This is a genomic window from Myxococcus sp. AB025B (assembly GCF_006518215.1).
In the GTDB taxonomy this organism is placed as follows: Bacteria; Myxococcota; Myxococcia; order Myxococcales; family Myxococcaceae; genus Myxococcus; species Myxococcus fulvus.
Genome location: NZ_SRLW01000080.1, coordinates 1 through 12,738 on the forward strand (window position 1 = coordinate 1; position 12,738 = coordinate 12,738).

Sequence of the window (12,738 nt, forward strand, 5' to 3'; positions counted from 1 at the left end):
ACTCCGCCAGACGGCGAACGGTGACGTCTCCCTCTGGGCGGAAGCTCGCGCCCCTCGCCGCTGAGTCCCGCGCCGCCCCTTTCACGATTCTCCTCGACGCGCCAGACGGGGCCCGGCGAGGAGTTACGAAGAGACGGCCGTCAAGGCTGACGACGCCGTCGCGCGAGACGCGGCGGCGCGCCCGCACGGTGAGCGCCTCGGCCAGTTGCGACTCGGAGACGAGGCGCGTCTGGTGGGTGCCCCAGACAAGGCCGGGCGTGTCGCCCATGAGAGAAGCGTGCGGCTGGGAGTGGTAGTGGCGGGCGAGGAAGGTGTCGAGGCGACGCTGCACCTCGGCCAGGGACAGCGAGCGGTCCAGGTGGTCCAGACAGCCCTCGCGAAGCGTGCGCCAGAAGCGCTCCATCTTCCCGCGCGCCTGCGGGTCATAGGGCCTGGCATGCACGAGCGCGATGCCCAGGCGAGGGCACGCGGTGGCGAGCGTCTTGCCGGAGTAGGTGGAGCCGTTGTCGAGGTAGAGCGTCTCCGGCACGCCGTGCTGGCGCGCGGCCCGCACCAGCAGGCCCAGCATGTCGTCCTCGCGCTCGGAGGAGCGCGCCTCGAGGGCGACGACGTAGCGGCTCCTGTCGTCGAGCAACGCGTGGATGCGCAGCGGCGCCCACTTCGTGCCACCGGTGAGCACCGGGCCATGGCAGACGTCGCCGTGCCACAGTGCGCCGGGGTACGCAGCCTCCCAGCGTCGGCGCTCAAGTCCTTCGTTGGTGCCGCGCAGCGAGACGCGGTCGAGCCCGCGCTCGGCGAGCAGCCGCCGCACAGTGGCCGCGCTCACCGCACCCTCGCGCACGCTGCCCTGGCGCACCAGCGTCGCGACAATCAGCTCCGCGGACGCGCTCGGGTGCTCGCGCCGCACGTCGCAGAGGAGCTGCTTCTGCCGCTCATCGAGCGCCTTCGCGCGGCCCGCGTCCTTGCGAGGCTGGGGCCGCAGCGCGGCGAGGCCGTGCTTGCGGAAGCGGTAGTACCAGCGCTCCAGCGTCGGCACGCTGAAGTGCCGCGTCCGCTCGGCTCCGGGCGGACGGAACTTCTGCCCCGCCAACTCCCTCAGCGCGCCCCGCAGCTCTCCGCGCGTCAACTGGCGGTGCACCACCGGGCCAATCACCTGGCTGCGGAAGACTGCAATCTCTTCGCCGTAATCCTTCGGGACGAGCTCGTCCATGGAGGTCTCCTCCCCGCTGCCGCGTCCATCGCGGGCCTGGCGGGAAGCGCTCCCCTCGCATCCGCCTGAGTCGCTGGGAGCGTGCCCAATGCGGTGGGCGCGGATTCCCCAGCCATTTCGCGGTGATGACCATCAGCTCACATGGCGGGCTCCGGCGAAGGCTTGATGCGCGAGCGGCGCCCCTCGCCACGCCAGCGGTGCGTGCGCGCAGAGCGCCTGCGCCGCGCGGGCCGCGAGCGCCCGGGCACCGCCTGCCACCGCGCCGAGGCACAGTGCGCCGAACAGCTCCCGCGCCCCAAGCTGCCGCGCCCACCTCGTGAGCGACCGCCAGCCGCGAGCGGCGGCCCCGCGGCGCGTCCAGTCACTCGTGCGCCGCCGCACCTCGTCCGCCCCCAGGCCGCACAGGGCCCACAGCGCCAGCGCGAAGGCAATCGCCTCCCCGCTGAAGTGTTTGCGTGGGCAGGCGGACGGCGGCACCACGCGCATCACCGCGCCACACCTCTTGCACCGATATCGGCGGCAGCGCACCACCTCGCAGCGCGGAGCCTCGTCCGGACTCGGCGGGCCGCGCTGCTGGCGCTCGACGAGCCCATGGCCATGCAGGCCCAGCCCGCCACCTTCGTAGGCTCCTCGCCCACACGCCACGCAGCGCTTCGGCCGTCCCTCCTCCACCGAGGGCGGCCAGTTCTTGACGTCGCCCTCGAATCGGACGACTCCTCGGGTGTCCCGGTTCTCTTTTCGCAGGGGTCTCCGGGGCCCGCGCATGAGGGTGTTCCCGCACCCTCTGCGCACCTTTCTCCCCGTCCTCCTGCCCGCCTGCTACCTCATCGGGCGTGGCGCTCCAGTTTCTTTCCGACGATGGGCGAGCGGCGCGAACCCATCACACAGCCGGCTCGAACTCGGGCCTCGCTCCCTCAACCAGGGTGCGCGTCAACACCCGACGCCGCGAACCTTCCAGCGGCCCGAGCCATTGCCCGTAGATTCCTGGAGCTGCGCGGAGAGGACTTCGCGGGCGGACTGGTCGTCCGGGCCTTCGAGCAGTTCACCACCACGGAGGCGAGGACGTGGTGGGTCCATGGACAGTGCATCCTCGTCACCGCGCATCCCGATACACCTGGTGACCTGCCGACGGGTGCCAATCTCCAATCCATTGCATCTACCGTGGCAGCACTTGACCTGCCGTTCGTCACGGTCGACCTCGTGCTGCGCGCGGACGGAGTCTGGCGTGTCGTCGAGTTGGGAGACGGCCAGGTCAGCGATCGCCCGAAGAGCACATCGCCAGCTACGTTCATCGCGGCAATCGCAGGCGCACTCGAGGCCTGAACCGGAGGTTCAGTCCTTCTCCAGCGTCCGGAACACCGCGGGCAACTCCTGCTCACCCAGTCCCGCACCGAGGGCCCGCCGATAATTCTCCAGCAACTCCCGCGGGAAGCGGGTGCTGATGCGCGCATCGCTGCTCAGCCGGACGATGTGTTCGAGAGCTGCGACATGAGTATTCAGACTGCACTGGTCACCCGTGAAGTCATTGCGCTCGACCATTCCCTGCGCGGCGTCGGCGGTGACAGAAATCAATCCAAGGAACGAGTTCTTCTGGGCGAAGAACGACTTCGGATCCAACCCCTCCGCCTTACACATGGCCGCGGCGTGGAGCACCGCCAGCGTGCCGCCGTAGTACGCCTCGAGAATCGCGCAGTCGAGCGTCGCCGCCGACCCAATCTTCTCATCGACATACACGGAGTTCTTCGCGATCGCCTGGAGCGTCCCCACGTGTCGCTCGAAGACAGCTCGCGACCCGGCGTAGAAGACGGTGGCGTACTCCGTGGCCACGAACGCGGGATACGCGAGGATCGCCGCATCCAGGTAGTCCACACCGTGAGCGCTCGCCCACTCCAGGCCACTGCGCGCATCCGCCGGCGACCCACTGGTGAGCTGCACGAGCGTCTTCCCCGCGAGCGCCGCTGAGACGCCCGGCGAGGAGAGCACCTCCGCGCAGGCCGCGTAGTTCGACAGCGAGACGACGACAAGCTCGCGGCCCGCGACCGCCTCACTCAGCTTCTCGAACGCCGCCGTTCCACTGCCCACCGCTTGCGCCTTCGCGTGGGTCCTGTTCCAGACCGCGACCTCGTGCCCAGCCGTGGCGAACGCTCGCGCCAGCGCGGTTCCCATGAGGCCACTGCCAATCACCGTCAGCTTCGTCGGACGCGTCGATGTCATCTGTCATCCCCAGGTGTGTCGTTCAAGCGCCGCACATGGATGCGGTGCGGCGCGAGTAGACCACAAGCCCGGAGGATTCAGACGCGGACCGACCGCCCGTCACGCGGCCCGGCGCTGCGGCGCACGCGATTGCTGGATGGCATCCAGCAGGCTCCGACTCGTCTCGCGATAATCGAAGGAGCGCACGGCACGCTCACGGGCCGCGCGGGACATCCGCTCACGCAGCGCCGCGTCCTGCCCGAGCCGGAGGAAGGCCTTCGCCAACCCCTCCTCGTCCCCCTGCCCCACCAGCAGCCCATCCGTCCCATCGGAAATCATGTCCGGCGTACCACCAATGATGGAACAGACCGCGGGGACACCACACGACATCGCCTCCATCACCGCGACGGGCGAAGCCTCTCCAAGCCCCGTGCTGGACAGCACGAAGGCATCCGCGCCGTGCAGCAGCTCGATGACGGCGGCCTCTCCGAGCGGCCCCACCATGTCCACATGCGCCTGCAATCCGAAACGGGCGATGGACTGACGGATCTCCTCCTCGTGAGGCCCTCGTCCTCCCAACGTCAGGTGCGCACGCAGGCCCCGGTCCAACGCCTTGCGCAACCCCGCGAACGTATGCACGTGCCCCTTGCAGAGATTGAGTCGCCCAATCGAAGCCAGGTGCAGTCCCCGAGGGGACTCCGCACGCTTCGCCGGAGGGCGGAAGCGGTCCGTGTCCACGCCCATCCACAGGGTATACGTCCGCTCGGGAGGAAGCCCCACGGACTCGATGAGCTCGCGCTGCATGGGGCGCGCGGCGGCGGCCACGAACGTGGCATCCCAGGCCTTCGCGGCATGGTCCGTCCCATACACAGGCAAATCCCCATGGAGATGGAAGCTGTAGCGCGGCCCTCCCAGGATCCGGCACAGCGCGAGCACATGCGCGGCATCCGCGGCCGAATGCCCATGCACGTGGTCCAGCTTCCGCTCCCGCGCGTGGTGCAGGAAATCCACCGCGCAGGCCAGCATCCCCAATGCCCGGGCCTTCTGCTTCACACCCACCGAGAGCTTGGAGACGTACGTGAGCGCCTGGGCCATGCCCGGGAAGTCCCTTGGAGAGACCAGCGCCGAAGAGAGCCTGGGCGGAAAGAGATACGTGGTCTCAGCGGCCGCGCGCGCAGCCCACTCGTGGGGGCAGTCCTCCTCCGGACGCCGCGTCGAGAAGACATGCACCTCCACGCCCATGGCGCGCAGGGCGGTGATCTCCCGCCAGAAGAAGGCATGGGTCTGCGTGGGGAACTCCGGGATGAGCATTCCCAGACGAAAGGGGGCGGCGGTCATGGCCTGTGTTCTATCCAAACGACTGCGGGCGATGGCGCACCCTAGCCCGGAGGAAAGAGAGAGGTAAGAAAGTGAGCACTGCAATCCGCCCCCAGACGGCCCCGCACGCCTCTCTTTGGAAGAGAGAAGCGGCAGAGGTCTGGGATGCCCCACCCCGAACCTCCTTCGCGGCTCCAGACAGACAGGCAGGGAATATCGCTCCGCCTCTTCGTCGGGCATTCGGAACCCATGGTGGTTTCAACGCCAACCCAGGCAGCCCTCTGTGAGCGGCTCGACCCACCTGCCGCGGCCCTTTCGTGGCGGGACCCGCCCGGCGCCTCTCCTGATGGGTCGGGCGGGCCTTCCGGTTGAACCCGTCCTCCAGGGTGGCGGACACTCGCGACATGGCGCGCGGCCCCGAGCTCGCCCTCCTGACCGAGAGCGAGGGCATCCTTGAAGTCGACAGCGTGGTGGACGGCTTTCGCATCCTGAAGCCGCTGGGTGAAGGCGCCATGGGGCAGGTATTCCTCGCCCAGGACCTCTCCCTCGGACGCCGGGTCGCGCTGAAGTTCCTCAAGGTCGAACTGCTGGGCGAGCAGAACGCGGAGCGGCTCCTGGAGGAAGCCCGGACCACGGCGCGTTTCAACCATCCGCACATCATCACGGTGCACGGCGTGGGCAAGCACCACGGCCGCCCCTACCTCGCGCTCGAGTACATCGACGGCGAATCCCTGAGGCATCGACTCACCCACGAGCCTCCGGGTCCCAACGAAGCGCTCCGCATCTGCCGCGCCATCGCCGAGGCAACCGCCGAAGCCCACCGCCATGGCATCATCCACGCGGACCTCAAGCCCGAGAACGTGCTGCTGCCCAGGGACGGACGGGTCCGCGTCGTCGACTTCGGACTGGCCCGCCACGCGGGGACCGAGCAGGGCGCCGCATCGGGAACTCCCGCCTACATGGCTCCCGAGCGCTGGCACGGAGCGCCTCCCTCACCCGCCATCGACGTGTGGTCGCTCGGCATCATCGCCTTCGAATTGCTCGAGGGACGAAGGCCGCTGACCGATGAGCAGCTCGCGAGCTTCGTCTTCTCCCCCTGGCCTCTCGAGCACTCACCACGCGAGCTGGCGCTCCCCGTCGGCCAACTCCTGCGAGCATGCCTGGCCATCGCCCCCGCGCATCGGCCCTCCGCGCAGCAGGTCGCCCAGGCGCTCGCGGACGCCCTCGGCCCGGGGCACAGCCGCGCGGGAGACCTCACGCCCTTCCGGGGCCTGCACCCCTTCACGGAGGGGGACGCCGAGGACTTCTTCGGCAGGGAGCCGGAGCTGGATGCGTTCATCGAACGCCTGCGCCACGAGCCGCTCGTCCCGCTGGTGGGGCCCTCTGGCATCGGAAAGAGCTCCTTCCTCCATGCCGGCGTGATTCCCCGCCTGCGGCAGATGGACCGCTGGTCGGTGCTCGTCACACGCCCTGGCCCGAACCCCTTGGGGAGGCTGGCCGCCATGCTGGTCGCGGGGCTCGAGGACGAGGCTACCGCCGAGGCCACCAGGGAGGTCCTCGCCCGGCGCCCTGGCGAAGGGGTCCGGCTGCTGCGGCGGCGCGGTGAGGTGACGCAGACGCGGGTGCTCCTCGCCTTCGATGCGTTCGAAGAGGTCTTCACGCTCGCCGCGCCCCAGGAGCGGCTCCAGTTCACCACGTGCCTGGCCGCCATCGCCGCCGCGGATGACCGGTGGCGCGTCGTCCTCGTGCTCAGGGATGACTATCTGGGCGCCTACTGTTCTCAGGAGCCGCTGCGGCCCCATCTTGGGGCGGCCTTCATGCTCGCGCGACTGGGCCCGGCGGCGCTCCACGAGGCCATCAGCGGTCCCCTGCGCCGGGTCGGCTATTCGACCGATGACGCCTCACTCGTTCCGCGGCTGGTGGCCGAAGTACAGGAGCTCGCCGCGGGACTTCCGCTGCTGCAGTTCGCCTGCATGGCGCTCTGGGAGCAGCGGGATACGAAGCGACGGCTGCTGCTCGCCTCCGTCCACGAGGCGCTGGGCGGCGTGGGCGGCGCGCTGGCCTCGCATGCACAGCGCTTGCTGCGTCAGCTCCCGACCGAGGAGTTCCACAAGGCGCGGGCGCTGCTCCTACGCCTGGTGACCGCCGCGGGCACCCGCCGCCCCCGCCCTCAGACGGAGCTGCTGGAGGGGCTGGGCGCGGAGGGGGCGCGGGTCCTCGAGCGGCTCCTCACCAATCGGCTGGTGACCGTCACCCGGGAGCCCCAGACGGATGAGCCCTTCATCGAGCTGGCCCACGAGTCGCTCGTGCTCGCCTGGCCGGACCTGACGCGCTGGCTCGAGGAGACCCGCGAGGAGCGCGTCCTCGTTCAGCAGCTGGAGCAGGCATCCCAGCTCTGGGAGCAGCGCGGGCGGCAGGTTGGCGAGACCTGGACGGACGAGGCGCTGAGCCAGGCGCTCTGGCGTGTCACGGAGTGGGACGTCCGACTCCCGACGCGCTCGCGCGAGTTCCTGGAGGCAGGTCGCCAACGCGCGCGCAGCCTGACACGCCGACGCAGGTGGATGTTGGGAGGCTATGTCGCGGCCCTCGCCCTGATAGCCCTGGTCTCCCTCCTGGCCGCCTGGGCGTTCCGGGAGAAGCAGCTCGAGGCCATCCGCCGCCAGGACGACATCCGCCTGGCCGCCGCGAACATGGGGGAGTTCGAGCTGGTGCTGGAGCCCCACGACTTCGACTCCGTGAAGCAGCAGTGGACTCGCGCAGCCGACATGGACCTGGACTGGACCCTGCGGCCCGCGGATGAAACCTCCAGCCCGGAAGAAGCCAGGCCCTATTCCGCGCAGGAGCTGCTGCGGAGCCGACTCCGCCGGATGCCGGACGGGAGCCTGCGCGAGCGTGTCGAGGCGCCCTCGCGCATGTCCTGGCTCATCGTGGAGCGTCCGGGCTGCGCGCCATCCATCGTGCGCCTGCGGCAACTGCCGGACTTCGACGACCGACAGCGGGGGCCGCCGCGGGAGCTGCGCTTCCCCATCCCCACCTGCGCCGCATCGAGGGTGGATTCGATTCCCATCCCAGCGGGCCCGTACTGGAAGCCGGAGTCGGAGGATTCGCCAGAGCCCGAGCACCTCGTCGAGGTGGCGGACTTCTCGCTCGACCGGACCGAGGTCACCAACGGGCAGTTCAGGCTCTTCGAGTCACAAATCCTCCCGCAGACCTTCGAGCGGCGGGAGCATCCGCCGAAGCTGCCCATCTTCAGTCGGATGCTCGAGCCCGCCATGCCCGTCACCGGAGTGGACGCCGCCGATGCGCAGGCCTTCTGCCGATACATGGGCAAGCAGTTGCCCACCGAGGACGAGTGGCGCAAGGCCTTTCGCGGAGGGCTGACGCTCGGCCCCGGAGCCACGGAGGTGAACCCGGCCCCCCGGAGGAGGACTGTCTGGGTGGTGGAACGGCGAGAGCCTCAAGCGAATCTCAGTGGAGACGATGGGCACTCCGCCGCCGCCCCCGTGGGCTCCTTCCCCGAGGACCGCAGCCCCTACGGCCTGCTCGACATGGCGGGGAACGTGGGGGAGTGGACGCGGAGCATCTCAACGCGAGGAGAGAACGAGGGCCTGCGAATCTCCACCGGAGGCCGCTGGGACTCTCCGCTCGAGGAGCGACACGACGACGTCGCCTGGAGTACCCACCTCCCCTCCAGGCGCTTCGACTTCGCGCTCGGCCTGCGCTGCGCCGAGCACCCTTGAGCGCGCCGCGTGCGCTCAGCGCAGCGTGGACAGCAGTTGCTCCAGGGCGGGCGCGGGCTCGACCTTGGGCCAGCGCAGCATCAGGGGCGCTTGCTCCCGTTCATCCTTGATGAACACCCACCGTCGGTCCGCGGACACGGTGACCGGCTTCCCCTGGATGCGGAGGCTGAAGCCCGCGCCGCAGAGGGGCTCGCCGCGCCCCATCACCTCGAATCCCGGCAGCCTCTGTGCCCAGGGCCCGGGCTGCTCCGGGACCAGGCTGGAGGTGTCATCGCGGCTGCCGGCGGCGGTCGGCACGTCGTTGCGCGAGGAGTAGAGCCACGCCGAGGTGAACTCCTCGCTCAAGCCACCGGGGACGAAGTCCGTGGAGAGCAACTCGACGGTCGTGCCGAACACCTCTCGCTCCAGGGCCCTGGAGACGTTCTTCAGCATCTTCAGTCCACTCTCCCCCACGCCGGTCCCACAGCCCAACAGCCGGATCTGGGCGTCGGGCGCGAGATGCGGCTTGAGCCGCTTCAGGATGGCGATGACCCCAGGAGGCTCGACTGCGCTCACCAGGAACGTGTCGTCGCCGAGCTCGAACTCCTCCGACGAGCCATGTCCCACCAGGTCCAGCAGGTCGATGGGACGGCCCACATTCAACGCGATGTTGGGGAGGTTCTGCCAGTACTGGCAACGCTCGACCAGGGCATGAGACGTCGGCGGACGACGCGGAACCTTCTGGTCGTGCGGATGTTCCCGTAACTCAATCACATCAGCGATGGTCTCGAAGAGGGTCTGGAAATCCCGTGTATAGGAAACGACCGTGAGATGGGTCTTCATGGGCGTGGGCTCCTCTAGCGCAGAGACAACATGATGTCATTGAGGACCTCGAGCAGCGGCAGGTCCTCCAGGGCCTCGTCCTCACTCAGGGCGCGCAGCAACATCTTGTTGCTCGCGGCGATGGGCCACTTCTTCCCTCCCTCCCTCAGGGTCCTGACATCGAGAGTGGCTCCCAGGTCCAGGTTCGCACTGGTCTCCCAGGCCTCCGACAGCATGAGAAAGCCATACGGATGCTTGTCCGTCGCACGCGGAGCGGTCGAGGGGAGATCCGGCCAGCAGATCCGGAACTGCTGGGTCAACTCCACCATGAAGAGCTTCGGCTGGGTGGGGTCGACGAGGTCCCTCAGGTCCTCCCTGCGCGCGAGCTGGAAATAGAAATATCGCAAGCCGTCACAGGTCGTCTCCTCGCGGACCCGCTTGACGATATAGGGATGGAAGCGCGGTCCGATGGTGTCCCGGAGCCACCAGCGCCTTAACTCCTGCGGGGTCGCCTTGGGTTCGATATCGGCGGCGCCATACTCCTCGGTGGATACGGCCAGGGGAACGTCTGGCATCTCTGCTCCTGGGGTAGTGGATTGAGAGTGTCGAGCCCTGGCGGTGGCTGCGCCCCCCGCCAGGAACAAGCCATTCACTGCAATGAGCTGAGCCCATTCGCCGCGCGACAGGAGCAATCCGCGCGCCAGCCCGCCTCCTCTGAATGACGGCTCCCTGGACTGTCAACTCCAGTGGACAGTCCCGCACTCCGCATTCAAATCGATTGGACACCACCCCGGGCGAGAGCACGTGTGTCCACGACTGGACTGAACCGGGCATGGGCTTTGCTCACCGGGGAAGCGCGCCCCACGCAAACGACGGGGGTGGGCTCGATGGTGCCAGGTGCGAGGGGGGGGCTGGCGCCATCGAGCCGGTTTTCATCGGGAGGATGAATGTCCGCACGTCACCGTGAAGAGCAGCGTCTGGCTGAAGCATTGGAGAGAAGAGCCCGCCCATGAGCGCGTCCTCAAGCGGCGTGGTCCTCGAAGCACTGGGCGCGATACAGTCGGGTCAGCTCTCCATCGAGGAGGTCCTGCGCGCGAGCCTCCGCGCCAATCCTGGGATGAAGGGTTGGCTCGAGGAGAAGCTGGCGCGCTCGAAGGACCAGGACAGACGTATTCCCTGGGTCAGGCGGCAGCTCAAGCTCTCGGAGAGCGCCCGTGAGAAGGTCCTCACGGCCGCGCGTCGCAAGTTCCTGCGCAGACGGGACGTCGTGGGCGTGTCCTGGGGCGTGAAATACACGGGCGGACTGCCACGCCAGGCGGACTCGCTCATCGTCTGGGTGCGAAAGAAGAAGCCACCACGCGAGGTCCGCTCGCTCATCGAAGGCCCCTTCCAGGCACGCGTCGAAGGCGTGCGTCACACCGTGATGCTGGACGTGCAGGAGCTGCCCACAGGGACGAAGCAATGGGGGACACCGGTGCGCCCGGGCAACCTCACGCAAGTGAGAGTGGGAGACAAGCTCGGTACGCTCAGCGCGGCCTTCGACACCGGAGACATCTACTTCTCCGGCCACGTGGCGAAGGCCACGGGGAGACAGGTGACGGTGTTGCTCCCGGGAGGACGGAGCATCCCCGCGGGCGTGGTGAGGCGCTGTCGCGACGACGAGGAGATCGACGGTGCGCGGGCTGGGCCGCTGCAGGCCAACGATATCGCTCGCGCCACGCGGTCGCCTGTCCGGGTCCGCACGCTGAAGTCCTCCGAGCACGACATCGGCGTCCGTGTCATCACCGTCGATGGTGAGCGCAGGTCGTGGATTGATGCGCTCGAGGCTCCGGCCGACTTCGGCGTTGACGGGAGGATGCGCTCACTCATCCGCCTCGCTGGCCGGGTGACGGCGGAGGGAGACAGCGGCGCCTGCGTCCTGGATGACGCAGGCCGGCTGATTGGATTTGTCGTCGGCTCAGCTGACAAGCACACCATGGTCATTCGCGCGGAAGAGGTCTTCAATGCATTGCAATAGAATCATCGCGGCGGGGTGCGTGATCTTCTTCTCCTGTCTCGCCAGGGCGGAGGAGACAACGTACCGGTATGAGGTCTACAAGCAGGAGGATGGCGCGCCCGTCTGCACGATGAGACAAAAGGGCGTGGAGACGAAAGAGCAGTTTCTTCGCATCGAAGTCACCGTTCCTGTTGGCTCGAAACTGGAAAGCGCCTCCCTCGTCAAGCAAACAACTCCTGTCGAGGTCGTCTCCTTCCCGCTCGACGGCATCTCCCCACCCGCCGAAGGTGGCAACCTGGCGGTGCTCACCCTGGAGCGTGCGACGTTCGGCAAACGCGAGACGGCGTTCCTCCAGGTCCAGGTGAACACAGCGGGCGCGGTGAGTTCGCCCATCGACTGTAAGACCGAGGAGGGTGACTCGGTTTCCTACTTCGGAGAAGAGGGCACTTCGAAGACCGACTCGATTGACGTAAGTGCGCTTGAGTTCTGGCTGAAGGACGGCGCTTCACACAAGCAGAACCTGCTCGACCAATTGAAAACGATTGACAAGAAGAGCCGAACCTTGCTCGTGCACCTGCCATCCGGAGCGATTGCGCCCCCCATGGACAATGCTGTCTCGGAGGGAGAGTGGATCCAAGTGGCATTCCTCCTGCCCGAGACTGAAGAGCGCATGCCGAGAATCACCTCGAAGAACTGTGAGGCCGTCAATACATTCCGTCAGAAAGAGGCCCCGTCGGCCAAGGAGGGCGCGGATGCCAACATGGTGCCCCCAGGCGTGAAACCCGAGGAGCGCGCGCGACCTATCAAGTTCAAGCTGGTTCCCGTAGGGCAGATGTTCCGGTGTGGAGCGGGCCCCCTTTCATACGAAGTCCACCCGCTCTCCGGCTATGAAGCCAAGCGCCAGAAGGAAGCAGGAACGACTCCGGAAGCAGCGTCCTCTTCCGTCGAAAATGTGGTCACAGCCCGGGTGCGGCCTCGCTATCACCTCGCCGCCACGGCCATGGTGGGATTCGACACGGCCACCACGCGACGCTTCGAGACGGATTCGTCCCAGCTCGTCCAAGAGGTGACGGACAGGGAGGGTCTCGCGGTCTATGTCGGTGCGACATGGATGGTGTTTGGGGTGGACTACGAAGCGATGAGGTATGATAACTACTTCCTCAACGTCTTCGCGGCCGTAAAGCCGACCTCGCCCACGGAGGATGCCGTCGTGGGGCTCGCGTTCACCTACACAGGCTCGCTCTCCCTGGCGCTGGGCCTCAGCCTGCACAAGAACACGCGCCTGACGAAGGGCTACACCGTGGGCAGCAGCTTCACCGGGGATGGAGACATCCCCACCGAGAAGACGTGGAAGGGCATGCGGCCTGGGTTCTTCGTGGGCTTCGCCGTCGACAGCAACATCTACGATGCGCTGATCAAGAGATTCTGACCCGCGCACGAGCTCGAACGACAGAAGCCCAGCTCCCCACCAGGGAACTGGG

10 protein-coding genes are annotated in these 12,738 nt (G+C 67.8%); 4 read left to right on the forward strand and 6 right to left on the reverse strand.

What is annotated here, in order from left to right; genetic code table 11:
* A partial coding sequence (locus FL311_RS15620; protein ID WP_228556895.1) for a DDE-type integrase/transposase/recombinase occupies window positions 1-1,210 on the reverse strand: 1,210 nt, incomplete at its 3' end.
* Between the two features lie 132 nt (window positions 1,211-1,342).
* Window positions 1,343-1,855 carry a hypothetical protein gene (locus tag FL311_RS15625; RefSeq protein WP_228556896.1) on the reverse strand — a complete coding sequence of 171 codons (513 nt, stop codon included), beginning with the start codon at window positions 1,853-1,855 and terminating at the stop codon, window positions 1,343-1,345.
* Window positions 1,856-2,068: 213 nt separating this feature from the next.
* Between FL311_RS15625 and FL311_RS44070 the strand changes: the two genes are divergently transcribed.
* Window positions 2,069-2,533, forward strand: a complete 465-nt coding sequence (locus FL311_RS44070) for an ATP-grasp domain-containing protein (RefSeq protein ID WP_228556897.1) — start codon at window positions 2,069-2,071, stop codon at window positions 2,531-2,533.
* Window positions 2,534-2,542: 9 nt separating this feature from the next.
* Here FL311_RS44070 and FL311_RS15630 read toward each other — a convergent pair whose 3' ends face one another.
* Entirely contained in the window at window positions 2,543-3,424 is an 882-nt protein-coding gene (locus tag FL311_RS15630) for an NAD(P)-dependent oxidoreductase (protein WP_141325942.1), read from the reverse strand.
* A gap of 99 nt (window positions 3,425-3,523) precedes the next feature.
* The gene (locus FL311_RS15635; protein ID WP_194869214.1) at window positions 3,524-4,741 is read right to left on the reverse strand and encodes a glycosyltransferase family 4 protein; all 1,218 of its coding nucleotides are present in this window, start codon (window positions 4,739-4,741) and stop codon (window positions 3,524-3,526) included.
* A 383-nt stretch (window positions 4,742-5,124) separates the two neighbouring features.
* Between FL311_RS15635 and FL311_RS15640 the strand changes: the two genes are divergently transcribed.
* Complete coding sequence (locus tag FL311_RS15640; protein WP_141325944.1) at window positions 5,125-8,460, forward strand: bifunctional serine/threonine-protein kinase/formylglycine-generating enzyme family protein; 3,336 nt, start codon at window positions 5,125-5,127, stop codon at window positions 8,458-8,460.
* Between the two features lie 15 nt (window positions 8,461-8,475).
* Here the strand turns inward: FL311_RS15640 and FL311_RS15645 are convergent, their stop codons facing one another.
* Together FL311_RS15645 and FL311_RS15650 are read right to left on the reverse strand one after the other, a co-directional pair.
* Window positions 8,476-9,282: a DUF4347 domain-containing protein gene (locus tag FL311_RS15645; RefSeq protein ID WP_141325945.1), complete on the reverse strand. Its 807-nt coding sequence runs from the start codon at window positions 9,280-9,282 to the stop codon at window positions 8,476-8,478.
* Window positions 9,283-9,296: 14 nt separating this feature from the next.
* Window positions 9,297-9,836, reverse strand: a complete 540-nt coding sequence (locus tag FL311_RS15650; RefSeq protein ID WP_141325946.1) for a hypothetical protein — start codon at window positions 9,834-9,836, stop codon at window positions 9,297-9,299.
* A gap of 434 nt (window positions 9,837-10,270) precedes the next feature.
* Between FL311_RS15650 and FL311_RS15655 the strand changes: the two genes are divergently transcribed.
* Window positions 10,271-11,278, forward strand: a complete 1,008-nt coding sequence (locus FL311_RS15655; protein WP_141325947.1) for a hypothetical protein — start codon at window positions 10,271-10,273, stop codon at window positions 11,276-11,278.
* A 19-nt stretch (window positions 11,279-11,297) separates the two neighbouring features.
* A complete protein-coding gene (locus FL311_RS15660) occupies window positions 11,298-12,686 on the forward strand; it encodes a hypothetical protein (RefSeq protein ID WP_141325948.1) in 1,389 nt (462 codons plus the stop codon).
* Window positions 12,687-12,738 lie beyond the last annotated feature (52 nt).

Bases quoted from the DNA above. Each gene is read 5' to 3' on its own strand.
- FL311_RS44070 (WP_228556897.1), top strand. From the start codon at position 2,069: ATGGGCGAGCGGCGCGAACCCATCACACAGCCGGCTCGAACTCGGGCC.
- FL311_RS15630 (WP_141325942.1), bottom strand. From the start codon at position 3,424: ATGACATCGACGCGTCCGACGAAGCTGACGGTGATTGGCAGTGGCCTC.
- FL311_RS15635 (WP_194869214.1), bottom strand. From the start codon at position 4,741: ATGACCGCCGCCCCCTTTCGTCTGGGAATGCTCATCCCGGAGTTCCCC.
- FL311_RS15640 (WP_141325944.1), top strand. From the start codon at position 5,125: ATGGCGCGCGGCCCCGAGCTCGCCCTCCTGACCGAGAGCGAGGGCATC.
- FL311_RS15645 (WP_141325945.1), bottom strand. From the start codon at position 9,282: ATGAAGACCCATCTCACGGTCGTTTCCTATACACGGGATTTCCAGACC.
- FL311_RS15650 (WP_141325946.1), bottom strand. From the start codon at position 9,836: ATGCCAGACGTTCCCCTGGCCGTATCCACCGAGGAGTATGGCGCCGCC.
- FL311_RS15655 (WP_141325947.1), top strand. From the start codon at position 10,271: ATGAGCGCGTCCTCAAGCGGCGTGGTCCTCGAAGCACTGGGCGCGATA.